Source organism: Micromonospora sp. NPDC005172 (assembly GCF_040608555.1).
GTDB lineage: Bacteria > Actinomycetota > Actinomycetes > Mycobacteriales > Micromonosporaceae > Micromonospora.
On record NZ_JBEXIL010000001.1, the window covers coordinates 73,964 to 90,820 of the forward strand.

Below are 16,857 nucleotides of genomic sequence, written 5' to 3' on the forward strand. Positions count from 1 at the left end.
TGCGTCACGGTCGGACCTGGCGTCACGGTCGGACCTGGCGTCACGGTCGGACCTGGCGTCACGGTCGGACCTGGCGTCACGGTCGGACCTGGCGTCACGGTCGGACCTGGCGTCGCCGTCGGGGACGGCCCCACCCTCGGGGACGGCATACCGGTCGACGTGGGGTTCGGCGTCGGGGCTGACGTCGTGGCCGACGCTGGAGTGGTCGCCGACGCCGAGCCGGTCGACGTTGCGGTGGTCGACGGCGCGGTGGTCGACGGCGCGGTGGTCGACGGCGCGGTGGCGGCCTGGGCTGCTGGCGTGCTCGACGTGGTTGTCGGCGCAGGTGCCGTGTTGGACTGCGACGCGGCCGGCATGGACGTGGACTGTGGATTCGCCGACGTCGGCGTCGAGGCGACGTTCGTCGTCGGTGTCGTGGCGGCGACCGGCGGCCCGGATGCGGTTGTCGACGGCGTCGGTCCCGTCGACGGCGAGCTGGCCGACGAGACCGGCGTGGAGGTCGCAGTGGCGGCGGACGCGGCCGGGGACGAGGCGGCAGTCGAGCCGGGTGTCGTCGCGGTAGGCGTCGGGCTGCCGCCGGCCGCCGCCGCGGTGGATATCCCGGTGGTGGGGGTGGCGGCACCGGCCGCTCCACCCGCCACGGTGGACGTGCCGGCGGGTGACGACGAGGTGGTCGTCGGGGCCGAACCGGTGGGTGTGGCAGCGCCGCCGGTCTGCCCGCCCGACGGCCCGCCGACCGTGGCTACCGGCGTGCTGCCGGCGGTCGAGCCGGACGTGGGAGCGCCCGCCCCGTTGCCGCCTGCGGTGGCGGCCCCCGAGGCGGTACCCACCTGGCCGCCCGACCCAGGGCTCGTGCCCGACGGGACACCCGGCCCCGAGGCCGACGTCGAGGCACCGGCACCGGCACCGGCAGCGACGCCGCCGGACGGCGATCCGGCCGATGCAGACGAGGACGGCGCCGGAGCCGAGGACGCCGACGCGGACGACGCCGACGCCGACGCGGACGACGCCGAAGCGGAGGACGCCGGAGCGGAGGACGCCGACGCGGACGACGCAGAGGACGCCGGAGACGACGCGGGCCCCGCCGACGACAGGGCGGCCGACGTCGGAGCTGCCTGCGTGGAGGACGCCGACGACGGGGCAGCCGGAGCCGAGGCGGATCCGCCGGATGCCGCCGGGCTGGCTGAGGATGACCCGCTCGCACGAGCGGTGGTCGTCGGCGCGGTGGCCGGACCGCCGGTGGACGTGCCCACCGGTGCCGCTCCGGAGGTGGCACTCGGTGCCGCCGACCCATCTGCCGATGGCGTGGCGTCCGAGGTGGACCGGTCGGCGGCAGTGTCCCCCGCCTTCTCCCCGCCGGTTTCGGTCGGCTTCTCCGGGGTGTTCGCGTCGGGCTTCTCCTCGAGGGCGGGCTTCTCGTCGAGGTCGCCGACCGCTTCGGCGTAGGTGGGCAGGCCGTCCATGTCCGGCACGGCCACCTCGCCCACGCCGCCGCCGTGACTGCCGTTGGAGGGTCCGCCCTCGGACGCGCCGCCGATCGTCGCGGCGGTCACCGAACCCCAGTTGAACGCCTGCCCGAAGATCGCGCCGGTGCTGGCGTCCGCGATGGCCCCGCCGGCACCCTGCGCGGTCGCGGAGATGGCGGCGTACGCGCCCTTGAACTGGATGTCCCTGATCTCGCGCATCCCGTTCCCGGTGATGCTCTGGGTGGTGCTCGTCCACGCGTTGGCCAGGTGTCGGGCGGCCTCGCCGGCGACGAGGCGACCTGCTCCGGCGGCGACGCCACCGATCACGCTGCCGACGCCGGACACCAGCAACGACTGGGTGTCCAGGCCACCGATGCGCAGGCCGCGGGCGATCTGGGCGAGCTGGGTGGCGAGGTCCACGCCGAAGCCGAGGGCGACCTCGGCGGCCAGTTCCGTGACCAGGGTCCGCAGGATCGCATACAGGATGCCGCGAGCGGTGGCCACGACCACCGGGATGAAGAGCGCGCCGAAGAGGGTGGCCAGCAACCAGGCGATGGACGCCGCCAGCACGACCAGCTGCACGATGATCGTGACCTTGGTCTTCTGGATGTCCGCGGCGGCGTTCATCGAGGTCTTGGCGAGTTCGTCGGTCACGCTGGCGAGGGCGTCGAGGACGCCGGGGAGGTCGGAGCGGACCAGATCGGTGTACGTGGTGGCGGCCGACCCGGTCATCGAGTCGCCGAGGGATCGGGCCAACCCGGGCATGTCCTCGCGCAGTGCCCGCAGGACGTCACCGTGGTCGCTCCACAGCCCGTGCATGCGCCGCAGCATCGCCTCGTTGCCCTCGGGCCATTCCATGCCGACCACGACCTTCAGCAGCCGCTGAAGGTCGGGAGGCAGGTCGACGACCCCGGGCCCGGAATCCTCCGCCATCGAATCCTCCGTGCCCTCTGCTACTCGCTGGTCAGCTCCAGCGAGCCGCCGCCCTGCGCGTCGAGCTGCTGGAACGCGTCGGCGATCACGTCCAGGTTGTCGGCGACCCCACCGAGGGTCTCGACCGTCGTGGCGAGGTCGGCGAGCTGCTGTTCGGCGGTCCCGACGTAGTTGTTGGCGAACGACTTGCCCGCGTCGTCGTCGCCCCAGCACCCGTAGACGGCATCGAGGTCCCGCTGCAACGCCCTGAGCGCATCGCCGAGTCGGTCGCCGGCGGTCCCGAGCCGGTCGGCCACGCCGTGCACACCGGGAATGTCCGCGGAGGTGATCTCGGACATCAGCTGTCCCCCCGCAGCCGTGCCTGGTCGGCCGCGGACACCGCGCCCGGCGGCAGAACGTCCAGCGAGGCACCGAGGAAGCTGCTCACCATCCGTTCCAGGTCGACCCGGCCGCCGGCCAGGTCCTGGAACGAGATGCCGGGCAGCACCTCGCCGGCGACGTCGGTGAGCTGGGTCAGGGACTCGACCCGGGCCGCCGCGATCGTCTCGGTGACGAGCGCGGCCAGTTCGGCCGGGGCCATCTGGCGATACCTGGTGTTGTGGAACGTCAGCTTGAGGATCTCGCCGCGGGCATTCACGGCGACCGACAGCATCCGGTCCTTGGAGGTGGTCGTCGTGCCCTCGGCCATCCGCTCGTGCATGCGTCCCAGGCGTTCCCGTTCCTCGGCGAGGGTCTGTAGGGCGGCCTCGAAACCGGCGGTCGCGTCGCCGGGTGCTCGTTGGTCGGTCATGACGGGCTCCTCTCGGGGCGTACGGGTGTCGAAGGGCGAGCACGTCCGGGCGTTCCCCAGCCGTCGGACGATTCGGCCCAGGGGCCGGGATCGACAGGCGCGGGGATGACCACGCGCCGCTCGCGCTGTTGCGCGCCGACCGCGCCCATGCCCATGCCCATTCCGCCCATCGGCATCATCGGCATCATGGGTGCGCCCGCGCCGGGCGATGCGGCACCGGGCGGGCTGGGCGGGACGTCCCGGTCGGGGTCGAGGTCGCCCGCGAACAACTCGACTCCGGGGGGCGCCGATCCGGCCAGCTCCCGCCCGGTCGCGGTGACCGGCGGTGGCGGCGGCAGGTCCAGCCCGGCCCGCAGGAGCGCCGCTCCGGTGGACGAGAGGACGACCTGGCCCTGCACGTCGTACCCGTCGGGTCGCGTCTGTGGATCCGCGGCCTGGCGGGCGACCAGCTCGCCCAGCCGGTCGCGGGCCTCGGCGAGCGAGTCGCCCGCCCGGCGCAGCGCGCTCGCGAAGTCGGTCGCGGCGAGTTGGTCGAGCACGGCCGCGACGTGGGCGGATGACGACGGCAGCGAGGACGACGAGCCGGTGGTCCGACAGGCGTCCTCGGCGTCGCGGAGCACACGACGGTACCGGTCGGCGAGTTCGGCGAAGGTCTGCCGGCGCTCCTCGAAGCGGTCCGCGGCGGCGTAGAGGACGGCAGGCGGCGTACGGCTCAGCCGGGCCGCCGCCTCCTGGAGCAACGCGACGGTCACGACGGCCGCCCGATCGCCTCGGCGGAAGCCCCGTCGCCGTTCTCCTGCCAGGCCTCGTCGTCGCCCTCCAACCAGATGCTGCGTTCCCGGTCGCGTGACGGTTGCTGCCCGTGGCCCTGACCCATCGGCGGCATCATGGGCATGCCCTGCCCGGCGGACGGGTCGACGGCCGCCGGGCCGGTCGGGCCGGCCTGCGCCACCGGAACGGCCGGACGCAGATCGGTGAGCGGGCTGCCGGCGGTACCGACACCGCCCGCACTGCCCGCCGAGCCTCCACCGCCGCCCGCGCCGAGCCCGCCCGACGAGCCCGAGCCACCGCCCGACCCTCCACCGGCGCCGGTCCCCCGCAGGAAGTCGGCGAGGCTGGAGGGCCGGCCGTCCCCGGTGTGGACGCCGTTCTCCTCGATCAGGTCGTCGAGAGCCTCGGTCGCGCTCTCGCGGGCGTCCTGGAGCGCCTCGATCCGGGTCTTCTCCTCGGCGCTCTCGCCCGGCTGCGCCTCGGCGTCCGCGACCAGGTCGTCGAGCGCGGCGTCGACCGCTTCCCGGGCCTCACGGACGGCGTCGTCGTGCAGGGCGTCGCGGGGGTCCACGACGTCCGCCGACTCAGCCATGTCGTCAAGGGAGTGGTCGAGCGCGTCCCGGGCGTCCTCGAGCGCCTCACGACGCTGCTCCTTGGACGCGGGATCGGCGTCACTCTTCTCGTTCTCCTCCAACAGATCGTCGATGGCGTCGGTCGCCGCGTCCCGGGCATCCTGGACAGCCGCACCGGGAGTGCTGGCGTCGCCCTTGCCCAGCAGGTCCTCGATGGCCTTGTCCGCGGCCTGCCGGGCGTCGTCGAGCGCCTGCTGACGCTCGGCGCCACCCGCGCCGGACTTGCCCGACAGGTCCGCGATGGCGTCGTCGGCGGCCTTCTTGGCGTCGTTCAGGGCCTGCTGCCGGGCGGCCTCGGACGGCTGACCGCCGCCCGCACCGGGTCCGGTACCACCGCCGGAGCCGCTGGACGGGCCGGAGGACTCGGTCGGCAGACCGTTTCCCGAGGAGCCGCCGCCCGGCATGCCACCACCGGCGGACTGCAAACCCTCGATCGCGTCGTTCGCCGCCTTCTGTGCGTCGTCCAGCGCCTTCTGACGTGCCTGCTCGGCGCCGCCGGTGCTGCCCTTGCCGCCACCCGAACTGCCCGACCCGCCGCCGGGCATGCCGCCACCGGGACTACCACCGCCGCTGCCGGGGCTGCTGCCGCTGCTCGGCCCCCCGCCGCTGCCGCTGCCCTTGCCGCCACCCGAACTACCGGACCCGGGGCTGCCGCCGCTGCCCATCCCCGGCATGCCACCGCCCGCACCCGCACCGGAGGTCTCCCCGCTCGGCGCCCCACCACTGCCGGACGTGCCGCCAGCCGGATTCGAGAGGCTGTCGATGGCGTCGTTCGCGGCGTCCTGCGCGTCCTGCAGGGCGGCCTGCCGCTCGGCGGCACCATCGCCGCCACCGGACCCGGAGCCGCTGCTGCCCGGCGTGGTGCCGCCGAGTCCCCCGCCGGACGAGCCGCCGGTCGATCCGCCCAGGCTGTCATCCGGCGCGGCGTCCTGGAGGTTGTCGATCGCTTCGTTAGCCCGGTCCTCGGCCTCGTCCCGCTCGTCCCGGTCCGACGAGGAGTCCGAGTCGGAGTCGTCCGACACCGAGGAGTCGTCGTCATCCTGGTTGGACGAAGAATCGTCGTCCTGGTTCGACGAGGAGTCGTCGTCGTCCTGGTTCGACGAGGAGTCGTCGTCATCCTGGTTCGACGAGGAGTCGTCGTCATCCTGGTTCGACGAGGAGTCGTCGTCGTTGGACGAGGACGAGTCGTCGGCCGCGCTGGTGAAGACGTTCGGCGGGGTGATCTCCAGCGGGTCCAGCGCCTCGCCCTTGATGACGTACTTGTCGCTCAGCGTCATCAGCAGTTGCCGCATGTGCGGCATCATGATGTTCTGCTCGACCATCTGGTACGCCGCGTCGCGGGCCTTCTGCAGCATGTCCGCCGGCGGTGACTGCTCGACAGCGCTGTACGCGTCGTACACCGCCCCCTCGAACAGCTTCTCCTGCTGGTCGGTGAGCTGATGGAACGTCTCCACCGCCTCCCAGAAGGCGGTGGCGAACACCTTGATGTCGTGCCCGACGTCGCCGACCAGTTGCCCGTACCCCTCCAGCCGGTCGTGCACGGCGCGGCTGTGGTTGAGCAGTTCCGTCGTCCGTTCCTGGAACGCGTCACCGGCCTGACCGACGAAGCCCGGGTCCAGTGCCGTCTTGATCCGGTCGAACTCGTCGTTGATGCGGGCGAGTTCGGCGGCGGCCTTGTCGAAGGCGGCCCCCGCGTCGTGCCAGGCGTTGCCGGTCTCCGCCGTGTTGTCCACCAGTTCGCTGACGTACGGCTGCAGGTCCGTCCACACGTGCAGCGAGGCGAACGTCTGCCCACGGGGAGCTGGCGTCTGGAGTGAGCCGACCGAATCCTCGGGCATGGCCTACTTCTCGTCGTCCTCGGGCGCGACGGTCGCGGTGACGCTCGTGCTCGTCGGCACCGACTGGTTGTTCTCGCCGTCGGTGAAGAACCCGCCCTCGTAGTCGTAGTCGAGGACGTCGGTGTCGGTGAAGAGCACCTGTGGGGTGATGGAGGTGTCCGGGAAGACGGTGACGTTCAGGTCCTCCGGCGCCGGCAGGGTGACCTCGATGCTGCCGTCGTCGGCCTTCCTCGCCTCGCCCGTCATCGGGTCGACCTCGAAGCCGAGGCGCGCGCCGTCGCGGTTGACGTTGTCGCCGGTGTCGTACGTCTCCTCGCCGTCGGCGGGTGGGATGGTGAGGCCGCCGACCGATGCGGTCCAGGTCTCGATCTCGTCGACGGCCTTGCCCTGGAGCGAGTCGCCGTTGGCCTGGTCCTGCTGCTCGAAGATGTCGGCGATGGTGCGCAGCCTGGTGCCGAGTGCCTCGAAGGACGCCTGTAGGTCGAGGGCGTGCTGGCGCAGACCGGCCCCGCGGTCGGCGACCATGGCCTCGAGCCACTGGGCGGCGTCGAGTTTGCCGGCCTCCAGCGCGCTGGTGTCCGCCGCCGTCTCGAAGATCGTCATGCTGCCGTCGCTCATGAGGTCCTCGATCTGTCGCGCCGCGTCGCGCAACGCCGAGAGGTCGATCTCGGTGCTGTCCGAGCTGGCCATTGCTCACTGCTCCTTTCCGGGCCGAGGTGTGCGTCGCGCGGTGCGGGCGGCGGCGGAGAAACTCCCCGCCGCCCCTGCGGTCTACCGGGAGCCGAGCTTCTTGTCGGTCGCCGCGTAGTCGGCGAACTTCTCGGCCAGCTCCTTGCTCCGCAGGAGGGTGGCGTTGTTCAAGTCGGTGATCCCGTCCCGGACCTTCTGGGCCTTCTGCTCGTAGTTGAGGACGTAGTCACCATTGAAGGCGAGAACCCTCTTCGCCTCCTGCTCCAGGACGTCCAACTGGGCGATCACGTTGTCGCTGATGCGCTTCATCTCGTCGTAGGCGACGTCCATGGAGTCGTAGTCGTACTTGATGTAGCCCGGATCCGTCACGGAAGGTGCTCCTTCTCGAGGTTGGTGGGGGACGGCGATCAGGAGAGGGATTCGCCCTGTTCCTGGTTGAGCCGCTCCAGTTCCGTCTTGCAATCACGCAGATACTGCTCGCAGTCGTCGAGGAGCTTGAGAATGCCGATCATGTCGGTACTCCATTCGTCCTGGACTTTGTTGAGCGTTTCCATGAGGACGCCGGAGTTGGCCGCGTAGAGGTCGTTCACGGTCTGGTCGAGGCCCGTACGTTGCTTGTCGAGGTCCTGCTCCGCGGCGTCGTGGTTGTCGGCCGCTGCCTCGACGTCGTCGGGGGTGATGTCGGTGATCGCCATGCTGGCTGCCTCCTGTGCACCGGTGATCGCTGGCACCGATAGACAACCAGCCGGCGGGCCGGCACAGGTCCGACCGGGAGAGTCGCGGGTCGATCTCCGGGGATTTCCCTCACCGGAGACGGACGTCCGATCAGGTGACCGGCCGCCAGGTCTGGTCCTCGTCGTAGTTGCAGGTCCAGATGGCCGTGGTCGCCAGGTCCCAGCCGATGTCCACGCACATGCCGCCGTTCACCGGGCTGATCAGGGCGTCGTCGCGGAGAGTCCAGCGCTGGGTGTCTTCACCGTTGCAGGTGGCGGTCTGCACGAGGGTGCCGTCGGTGACGCCGCTGTCGTTGACGTCGAGGCAGAGCCCGCTGCGGGCGGACCGGATCGTGCCATCCGACCGCACGTTCCACCGCTGCGAGACCTTGTACGGGTCACACGGCTCGATCCGGGAGGCGAGCAGGTTGGTGGCGGCGCCCGCGTCCAGGCACTGACCGGACCGCTCATGCGCGAACATGGTTCCAGACGGCTTGCGGCTCGGCGTGGGCTTGGGTGCCGTCGGCTTGGGCGACGCGGGAGGCGGCGCGCTCGCCCGCCGTGACGGCGTGGCCGCCGAGGACGTCGACGGGGCGACGGACACGGAGGGCGTCGGCGAGGGCGCGGCCACCGGCCCGGCACCGAGACGGGTGTCGAGCCGGTAGTAGTCGGTGTACCGGCGGACCTGTTCCAGGAAGGACAGTGTCATCGCGTCCGGTACGCCCCCGGCGCGTCGGACGGTGTCCTCGCCGGCACGCCACGAGGCGAGCGCGAGCAGGTACGGGTCACCCGGCAGTCCGGCCAGCTCCGTTGCCAGCCGGCACATCGCGAGAGCGAGCACGCCGACCGCGTCCTCGGCCTTCGACGGCGAGGCGTTCGCGGGCGCGTACCGCTGCCACAGCTCCGGCGGCACGCCGGCGACGCCGCCCGGTCCGTCCGCCCGGAACCCGGACACGGCCATCATCTGACCGGCGAGCGCGGCGGCGGGGACCTGCGAGCACCGCCGGCCGGCGGCGGCGAGCACGGGCGCGAGCGCTTCGGGCAGGGGTACGGCGTCCGGGGCCGTGCCGGCCGTGAGGGTCAGTGTGCCGGCGTCCGCGAAGTGCGGCAGGCCCTGGTAGTAGGTGGCGTAGCCGGCGGCCCGGTCGACGTACTCGGCCGCCGGGTCGGGTACCCGGCCGGCCCTGGTCACCGCCGGGACGCCGGCCCGGAAACCGGCAAGCGACAGCCGCCACGGGTCGCCCTCTATCCCGGCCTGCCGGATCTCAGCGCCGAGCTGGCACATCAGGTGTGACAGGGCTGCCACGGCGGCGGCCGGGTCGGTGCGCCGCGCGCCCGTCCAGGGTGCCCACCGCCGCCACTGCTGGTCGTCGAGGCCGGCGAGGCCGCTGCCGCCGGACACCGTGCGTGTCGCGTCCGTGTCCACGCCGGACTCGGCCATCAGCTGCCCGGCGATGCGGGCCGAGGAGAGCATCGGGCAGGCGTGACCCGCGGACAGTACGGCGGACATCTGGTCGTCCGACAGCGACCGGCCGACCATCTCGTCGTGACGCGCGTACGCGGTCACCCCGATGCCGACGACGGCGGCGACACCGGCGGCGACCAGGCCGACGACCCAGCCACGACCACGCGGATACATCCCCCGAACTCGCACGTTGAGTGTTTCCGACGACGACGCCACGCACCTGCAACGAGATCCGCAGGCGTCAGGTTCACGCCGACGACCACCGCCTTCGCAGGGTGTCCAGGCCGGCCGGGGTGATCTCACCGAGGACGCGGAGGCGGGCCATTCCGCCGTCCGGGTACGCGTCGAGTCGTACCCAGGTGACGGCGTCCGCGTCCGCGACCAGGAAGCGGTGCCGGGTGTCGGGTTGCAGGCGGGTCACCGGCAGCAGGTCGAACCAGCCATCCGGGTCGTCCGGGTCGGTGGCGCAGCCGCGGACTGCCGCCGCCCCGGGCGCGTTGCCCTTGAAGTGGCTGGTGTCCAGCTCGACGAGGCGGACGACGCCGGGCGCGGCCAGACGCAGCAGGACCCAGTCGTTGCCGTCGTCGCGGCGGCGGGCCGTCTCCCAGCCCTCCCCCATGGTGCGGGCCCGGCCCGGGGCGATCAGGTTGTGGGGCGTGCCGTAGAACATGTCGCTGCAGTCCACGACGAGTCCCCCGTGTTCCAGGGCCGCGAGGTCGACGAGGCCGCCGGTGAGGAACCGGGGGTCGGGGGTCACCTCGCCGTGCACCCGCAGCCGCGCGACACCGCCGTCCGGGAAGATCGACAGGCGTACGTGGGTGATCCGCTGGCCCGGTTCGACTCCGAAGACGTTGCGGGTGTCGCCGGCGAGCGCCGCCCGGGGCACCAGGGGCGTCCAGGTCGCCTCGGCCAGGTCGTCCGGTGTGGGATGACCGTCCAGGCGGCAGCCGTCGACGGCCGCGTGCGGTGGGTAGTTGCCGGTGAAGTGGCTGGTGTCCACGACGACCGTGTGCACGATCCCGGGAACGCCGAGGCGCACGATCGCGTGGTCGTGCCCGGGGGTACGCCGCCGCCGGGTCTCCCACCCCTCGTAGACCTGGCCCTTGGCCCCGAACGTGCCCGGGGTGAACGTCGGCGGGTTCGGGTCGACGAGATAGTCGGCGGGGGCGAAGAACTCGTCGTTGGCGTGGACGACGCCTCCGGACAGCACCCGGGAGGCCAGGTCGGGCAGGGTGGTCATCGGCTGCTCCGGGAGATGAGGCGTCCCCGTGGCGGACCGTCCGGCGAGACCGGTCGACCACGTAGCCACACGCCGCGTACGACGCCGTGCAGCGTCCGCCCGGCGTACGGGGTGACGGGGTGGCGGTGCCACAGCGCGGTCGGGTCGACCACGAACGGCTCGTCCGGCGCGAAGGCGACGAGGTCGGCGTCGAAGCCGGCGGCGATGCGCCCCTTGGTGCCCAGTCCGGCGATCTCGGCGGGCCGCTGCGCCATCCACCGGACGACGTCCACCAACCGGTGACCGCGCCGCCGGGCACTGCTCCAGATGGCCGGCAGGCCGATCTGCAACGACGAGATGCCTCCCCACGCGGCGGCGAAGTCACCGCTCGGCGGTCTCTTCAGCATCGGCGTGCTGGGCGAGTGGTCCGACACGACGCAGTCGATGACGCCGGCGACGAGTCCCGCCCAGAGCCGGTCCTGGTTGGCGCGGTCGCGAATCGGCGGGCAGCACTTGTACTCGGTGGCGCCGTCGGGCACCTCCTCGGCGGTCAGGCAGAGGTAGTGCGGGCAGGTTTCGACGGTGACCCTGACACCAGCGCCACGCGCGGCGGCGATCAGCGGCAGGGCGTCCGCGGAGGACAGGTGCAGGATGTGGACCCGCGCGCCGGCGCGTCGGGCGGCGTCCAGCACCCGGGCGATGGCCTCCGTCTCGGCGCTCGGCGGCCGGGACGCCACGAAGTCCGCGTAGCGGCGGGATGGCGGTGCGGCGCTGATGTCGTCGGGGTGCTCGGCGTGCACGATGAACAGGGCGTCGACCGCGCGCAGAGCCTCGTCGAGCGCCGGTGGGTCCAGCGGTGGGAACTCCGGCACACCGGAGTCGACCAGGAAGCACTTGAAGCCGAGGACACCGGCGCGGTGCAGCGCCGCGAGGTCTCCGGCGTTGCCGGGCACGGCACCACCCCAGAACCCGACGTCCGTGTGGACCGCGCCGTCGGCGGCGCGGCGCTTCACGTCGAGGGCCGGCACCGACACGGTCGGCGGGACGGAGTTGAGCGGCATGTCCACGATCGTGGTCACGCCGCCGGCTATCGCGGCGCGGGTGGCCGAGGCGAAACCCTCCCATTCCGTACGCCCCGGTTCGTTGACGTGCACGTGTGTGTCGACGATGCCGGGCAGCAGGGCCAGGTCGCCGAGGTCGGTGACCGGCCCGTGGGGCGTGGCGTCGTGGTCGGTCACCGCCATGATGCGTCCGTCGGTGACGCAGACCGTCGCCGGCCGCTCGCCCTGCGGGGTGACGACCCGCGTCGAGCGCAGGACGAGGTCGTAGCTCACAGCGCCTCCAGGGTGGCTCGGTCCACGCCGACCTCGTCCGGGTCGAGCGCGCCGCAGTCGACGCCACGGCGCAGGAACCCCGCGAGCGCGTGGGCGGTCGCCGGTTCGTCCAGCACGCCCCCGGCCCGACGGGCCAGGTACGCGGTGAGGCGTTCCACAGTGGTCGCGCGGCTCTCGCGGAAGAAGGCATAGGTGGCGGCGTACCGGGTGGGCAACTGCGCGGGGTGCAGGTCCCAGCCCTGGTAGAAGCCGCGTGCGAGGGACCGCCGGATGAGGCTCGTGTGCAGCCGCCAGGCCCGGTGCACGGCGGTCGCGTCGCCGACCGGAAGCACGTTGGACGAGCCGTCGCTGAGGCGTACGCCGGTGCCGGCCGCCGCCGCCTGCATGACGGCCTTGGCGTGGTCGGCGACGGGGTGGTCGAGCGACTGGTGGGCGGCGGCGATACCGCAGGCGGCGCTGTAGTCGTACGTGCCGTAGTGCAGCCCGACGCAGCGGCCCCCGGCAGCGGTGATCATGCGGGCGACGGTCGCGGTGCCGTCGGCGCCCAGTACCGCCTCCGGGGTCTCGATCTGCAGCTCGAACCGCAGGCTCGCGGCCGGCAACGCGTACGCGGCCTCCAGCGCCGCGCACAGCAGGGCCATCGCCGTGACCTGCTCCACGGCCCGGACCTTCGGTAGGGTGATGACGAAGCCGGGTGGGGGTGGGCCGAGCGCGTCGAGGAACACGTCGAGGGTGCGGATCGCCCGGTCCCTGCTGTCCGGGTCGAGGCTCTTGCAGCGCAGTCCGACGAACGCGGGGCGCGGACCGTGCCGCAGTGCCGTCGCGGCGACGCGGGCGGTCTCGTCCTCCTCGTCGTCGTCGCGTACGCCGTAGCCGTCCTCGAAGTCGAGACGCAGATCCTCGACGGGCTCGGTGGACAGCTTCGCCAGCACACGGTCGCGCAGCTCCACCGGGAATGGCAGGGGCGGGCACGCGTCGAGCGCGTCCAGCGCCTGCTCGCCCCACCGCCGGCACAGGTCCGGGGTGTACCGGTCCGCCGGGACGTACACGGTGTGCACCGGCTGCCGGCCGGGCGCCTCACCCGGGTAGCGCCGCCGCAGCGCCTCGTCGACCGGCGCGAGCCGGCGGTCCAGTTCGAGGCCGGTCCGCTCGTGCAGTCGGCGGCCCATCAGTCCACGACCTCGTACGCGGGCACCGTGAGGAAGTCGACGAACTCGTCGTCCAGTGCGCCCCTCTCGACGAGGGCACGGGCGTCCGTCCACCGTCCGGCCACGTAGCCGGCCTCACCCACGGCGTGCCGGATGCCGGCCAGTTCCTCCCCCACGACGCGTCGGACGAGGTCCGCGGAGACCGTCTCGCCGGTGTCGCCCAGCCGGACTCCCTGGTGCACCCACTGCCAGACCTGGGCCCGGGAGATCTCGGCGGTGGCCGCGTCCTCCATGAGGTTGTTGATGGCGACGGCCCCGACGCCCCGGAGCCAGGCCTCCAGGTATCGCAGCGCGACCGAGACGTTGGTCCGCAGCCCGACCGAGGTGACCTCGCCGCCCGCGACCGTGAAGTCGAGCAGCCGGTCGGCGTGCACGCGCACGTCGTCGCGCGTGCGGTCCAGTTGGTTGTCCCGCTGCCCGAGCACACCGTCGAAGACCTCCCGGCAGACCGGCACCAGCGCGGGGTGGGCCACCCAGGAACCGTCGAAGCCGTCGTTCGCCTCGCGCTCCTTGTCCGCGCGGACCTGCGCGAATGCCGCCGCGTTCCGCTGCGCGTCACCGCCGGGAACGAAGGCCGACATGCCGCCGATCGCCACCGCGCCGCGGCGGTGACAGGTCGCGACGAGCAGATCGGTGTACGCGCGCAGGAACGGCGCGGTCATCGTGATCGCGGCACGGTCGGGCAGGACGGTGCGTTCGCGGAAGGTCTTGATGACGGAGAACAGGTAGTCCCAGCGCCCCGCGTTGAGCCCGGCCGCGTGCGGTCCCAGCGCGTGCAGGATCTCGTCCATCTCGAACGCCGCCGTGATGGTCTCGATGAGCACTGTCGCGCGGATCGCGCCGCGTCCGATCGCGAGCGCATCCTCGGCGTACGCGAACACGTCGTGCCAGAGCCGCGCCTCCCGGTGGCTCTCCAGCTTCGGCAGGTAGTAGTACGGGCCGGCGCCCCGCGCGATCGACTCCCGCGCGTTGTGGAAGGCGTGCAGACCGAAGTCGACGAGCGCGCCGGCGGCCGGCACCCCGTCGACCAGCACGTGACGCTCGTCGAGATGCCAGCCCCGTGGTCGTACGACGATGGTGGCGAGCGGCCCGTCGCCGCGCAGGGCGTAGTGCCGCCCGTCCGGCGTGTCGTGGGTGATGGTGGCGCGGACGGCGTCGTACAGGTTGACCTGCCCGGCCACGACGTTGGCCCAGTGCGGGGTGTTGGCGTCCTCCAGGTCGGCGAGCCAGACCTGCGCATCGGAGTTGAGCGCGTTGATGGCCATCTTGCGGTCGGTGGGGCCGGTGATCTCCACGCGACGGTCGACGAGACCGGGTGGTGGCGGGGGGACCCGCCACTCGGAGGCGCGGACGTCCTTCGTCTCGGTAAGGAAGTCGAGTCGGCCGGTCCGGGCGATCTCCGCTCGTCGCCGGGCGCGCCGGTCGAGCAGTTCCGTACGGCGCGCCCCGAAGCGGCGGTGCAGTTCGCGGACGAACTCCAGCGCCTCGGGGCTGAGGATCTCCTGTTCGGTCATCGTCGGCACGTCCGCTCCTGTCCTCGCTGTCGGTACGCCGTCACGGGGTTGCGGCGCGCAGCCGACCCGCCGCGCGCCGGGCCCGCAGGAGCAGGTCCTGTTCGTCGACGGTGGTCAGCCGGCCGCCCTCGACGACCGGTCGCCCGCCGACGAGCAGCAGCTCCACCGGTGGCGGCGCGCCGAGGACGAGGGCCGCGACCGGATCGGCGATGTCGGCGTGACCGAGTCCGTCGATGCGCCAGAGCGCCACGTCGGCACACTTGCCCACCTCCAGCGAGCCGATCTCGTCGGAGCGGCCGAGGCAGCGGGCGCCACCACGGGTGGCGAGGGCGAGCGCCTCACGCGCGGTCAGGGCGGTCGGCCCACCCCGCAGTCGTGCCAGCAACAGGGCCTGGCGCACCTCGGCGACCATCTGTCCGGCCTCCTGCGAGGCGGCGCCGTCGACGCCGAGCCCGACGGACGCGCCGGCGTCGAGCAGGTCCCGCACGGGGGCGATGCCCGCGCCGAGCCGGGCGTTGGAGCTGGGACAGTGGGCCAGCGACGTGCCGGTAGCGGCGATCCGCCCGATGGCGTCGGCGTCCAGGTGCACGCCGTGCGCGAGCCACACGTCGTCGCCGAGCCAGCCGAGCCGCTCGGCGTACTCGGCGGGCGCGCAGCCGTGCGTGGCCCGGCAGTACTCCTCCTCGTCGACGGTCTCGGCCAGGTGGGTGTGCAGCCGGACGCCCCTGTCCCGCGCCAACGCGGCGGCGTCCCGCATCAGCCGTTCACTCGCCGAGAACGGCGAGCAGGGGCCGACCGCGACCCGGACCATCGCGTCGGGCGCGGGGTCGGAGAAGCGGTCGATCGCGTCGGCCGTCGCGGCCAGTGCGGCGTCGGTGTCCTCCACGAGGTGGTCCGGAGGCAGACCACCGGCGGACGACCCGAGATCCATGGAGCCGCGGACGGGGTGGAAGCGCAGCCCCACCCGACCCGCCTCGGCCACCTCGGCGGCGAACAGGTCGCCGGCCCCCGCCGGGAACACGTAGTGGTGGTCGGTGGTGGTCGTGCAGCCGGACAGCGCGAGCCAGCCCAGCCCGGCGCCGACAGCCGCCGACACGTCCTCCTCGCCGATACGCGCCCACACCGGGTACAGCTCGGTGAGCCAGCCGAACAGGTCGGCCTGCTGCGCGAGACCCCGGGTGACCCACTGGTAGAGGTGGTGATGGGTGTTGACCAGCCCCGGTGTGGCGAGGCAGCCGGCGCCGTCGACGCGCCGCACCGACACGGCCTCGTCGGGCTCGGCCGCCGGGCCCGGGCCGACGGCGACGATCCGTCCACCCTCGACGACCAGGTGGCCGCGCTCGTACTCCCGGCCCGCGCCGTCGACAGTCGCGACCGCGCAGCCTTCGATGACGATGCGCTCCGGCCGGGGCGAGGTCACACGTCCCACCACGACTCGATCCACCGTGGCGCGTCCTCGCGGCGCACCGCGCCCTCGATCAACCCGTACGGGCGGTCGGGGGCGTGGAAGACCTCGTTGGGGTTGTCGAGCCCGAACGGTGCGAGGTCGACCAGGAAGTGGTGCTTGTTGGGCAGCGACATCCGCACCTCGGTGATCTCCGGCCGCTGTTCCAGGACCCGCTGCCCCATCGCGTGCAGGGTCTGTTGCAGGGACAGGCTGTGCGTGCCGACGAACGCCTCGACGAGATGCCGCCGTACCTCGCCGAACGAGACCGCCCAGTCGTCGCTTCCGCTCGTCGCGTGTCGCCAGCGGGCGTCCACCGCCGTGGCCAGGATGCGGTCGTGCGCCTCGGGAAGCGTCGTGTACGCGTCCCGGACGAACCCGAAGAACTCCGAGTCGGTCGTGTTCATCAGCACCATCCCGGTCAGCCCGGAGACGACGACGGCGTCCGGCCCGTCGACGGTGACGGTCGCCGTCCGCGTCTCCGCCGTCGAGCGGGCGAAGGAGTGCGCCCCCAGGCGATCCCAGGCGTGCTCGTGGACGTCGACGGTCGCCCGGGTGACGGCGGGCTGCGACTCGACGAAGTGCCGTGCCAGGCGCAGCGCGAAGTCCTCGATCGCGCCGACGCCGTGTTGGCGCGCGAAGGCGTACACCGTGTTCTTCTGGCTGTCGGTCGGCAGGACCTTGCTGTTGTCGCCGGTCAGGTGGGTGTCGGCCAGGTCGCCGGCGAGCGCGACGCCGACCGTCAGGTCGGTCAGGTCGTGCCGTTCGCCGTGGCGGACGACGTGGACCAGCCGCACTTCGGCCTTGCCGTACTGGTGGGGACCGAGAACAACGTCCAAT

At 72.8% G+C, this 16,857-nt stretch carries 15 protein-coding genes and 1 pseudogene; 2 read left to right on the top strand and 14 right to left on the bottom strand.

All coding sequences use genetic code 11. From position 1 onward, the window contains the following. Both ABZV06_RS00250 and ABZV06_RS00255 read left to right on the top strand, forming a co-directional pair. A pseudogene (locus tag ABZV06_RS00250) lies at positions 1-1,446 on the top strand (hypothetical protein); the annotation flags it as partial. A 60-nt stretch (positions 1,447-1,506) separates the two neighbouring features. After that, positions 1,507-2,352, top strand: coding sequence for a hypothetical protein (locus tag ABZV06_RS00255; protein ID WP_355617331.1), 846 nt, complete (start codon positions 1,507-1,509; stop codon positions 2,350-2,352). Between the two features lie 67 nt (positions 2,353-2,419). On the opposite strand, the gene ABZV06_RS00260 is transcribed toward ABZV06_RS00255, so the two are convergent. The 14 genes from ABZV06_RS00260 to pucL form a co-directional block, all read right to left on the bottom strand. After that, entirely contained in the window at positions 2,420-2,737 is a 318-nt protein-coding gene (locus tag ABZV06_RS00260; protein ID WP_355243773.1) for a WXG100 family type VII secretion target, read from the bottom strand. Then, positions 2,737-3,189 (bottom strand): YbaB/EbfC family nucleoid-associated protein, encoded by a 453-nt coding sequence (locus ABZV06_RS00265; RefSeq protein ID WP_355243776.1) that lies wholly within the window; start codon positions 3,187-3,189, stop codon positions 2,737-2,739. The genes ABZV06_RS00260 and ABZV06_RS00265 overlap by 1 nt, the downstream gene beginning before the upstream one ends. Then, positions 3,186-3,941: a hypothetical protein gene (locus ABZV06_RS00270; RefSeq protein ID WP_355243779.1), complete on the bottom strand. Its 756-nt coding sequence runs from the start codon at positions 3,939-3,941 to the stop codon at positions 3,186-3,188. The genes ABZV06_RS00265 and ABZV06_RS00270 overlap by 4 nt, the downstream gene beginning before the upstream one ends. Beyond that, on the bottom strand, positions 3,938-6,430 hold the full coding sequence (locus tag ABZV06_RS00275; protein ID WP_355617334.1) for a hypothetical protein: 2,493 nt from the start codon (positions 6,428-6,430) through the stop codon (positions 3,938-3,940). Before ABZV06_RS00275 ends, ABZV06_RS00270 begins: the two co-directional genes overlap by 4 nt. A gap of 3 nt (positions 6,431-6,433) precedes the next feature. After that, positions 6,434-7,120, bottom strand: a complete 687-nt coding sequence (locus ABZV06_RS00280; RefSeq protein WP_355243784.1) for a hypothetical protein — start codon at positions 7,118-7,120, stop codon at positions 6,434-6,436. A gap of 81 nt (positions 7,121-7,201) precedes the next feature. After that, entirely contained in the window at positions 7,202-7,489 is a 288-nt protein-coding gene (locus ABZV06_RS00285) for a hypothetical protein (protein ID WP_355617337.1), read from the bottom strand. Positions 7,490-7,527: 38 nt separating this feature from the next. Next, positions 7,528-7,815: a WXG100 family type VII secretion target gene (locus tag ABZV06_RS00290; RefSeq protein ID WP_355243789.1), complete on the bottom strand. Its 288-nt coding sequence runs from the start codon at positions 7,813-7,815 to the stop codon at positions 7,528-7,530. 130 nt (positions 7,816-7,945) lie between these two features. After that, positions 7,946-9,472 (bottom strand): RICIN domain-containing protein, encoded by a 1,527-nt coding sequence (locus ABZV06_RS00295; protein WP_355617340.1) that lies wholly within the window; start codon positions 9,470-9,472, stop codon positions 7,946-7,948. A gap of 73 nt (positions 9,473-9,545) precedes the next feature. Further along, the gene (gene alc / locus ABZV06_RS00300) at positions 9,546-10,538 is read right to left on the bottom strand and encodes an allantoicase (protein ID WP_355617343.1); all 993 of its coding nucleotides are present in this window, start codon (positions 10,536-10,538) and stop codon (positions 9,546-9,548) included. Next, positions 10,535-11,851, bottom strand: a complete 1,317-nt coding sequence (allB, locus tag ABZV06_RS00305) for an allantoinase AllB (protein WP_355617346.1) — start codon at positions 11,849-11,851, stop codon at positions 10,535-10,537. Before allB ends, alc begins: the two co-directional genes overlap by 4 nt. Beyond that, positions 11,848-13,020 carry a hypothetical protein gene (locus ABZV06_RS00310; protein ID WP_355617349.1) on the bottom strand — a complete coding sequence of 391 codons (1,173 nt, stop codon included), beginning with the start codon at positions 13,018-13,020 and terminating at the stop codon, positions 11,848-11,850. The genes allB and ABZV06_RS00310 overlap by 4 nt, the downstream gene beginning before the upstream one ends. Further along, complete coding sequence (gene aceB / locus ABZV06_RS00315) at positions 13,020-14,573, bottom strand: malate synthase A (protein ID WP_355617655.1); 1,554 nt, start codon at positions 14,571-14,573, stop codon at positions 13,020-13,022. The genes ABZV06_RS00310 and aceB overlap by 1 nt, the downstream gene beginning before the upstream one ends. Positions 14,574-14,613: 40 nt before the next feature. Further along, positions 14,614-16,005 carry an 8-oxoguanine deaminase gene (locus ABZV06_RS00320; RefSeq protein WP_355617352.1) on the bottom strand — a complete coding sequence of 464 codons (1,392 nt, stop codon included), beginning with the start codon at positions 16,003-16,005 and terminating at the stop codon, positions 14,614-14,616. Further along, a complete protein-coding gene (gene pucL / locus ABZV06_RS00325) occupies positions 15,990-16,856 on the bottom strand; it encodes a factor-independent urate hydroxylase (protein WP_355243807.1) in 867 nt (288 codons plus the stop codon). Before pucL ends, ABZV06_RS00320 begins: the two co-directional genes overlap by 16 nt. Position 16,857: the final 1 nt, after the last annotated feature.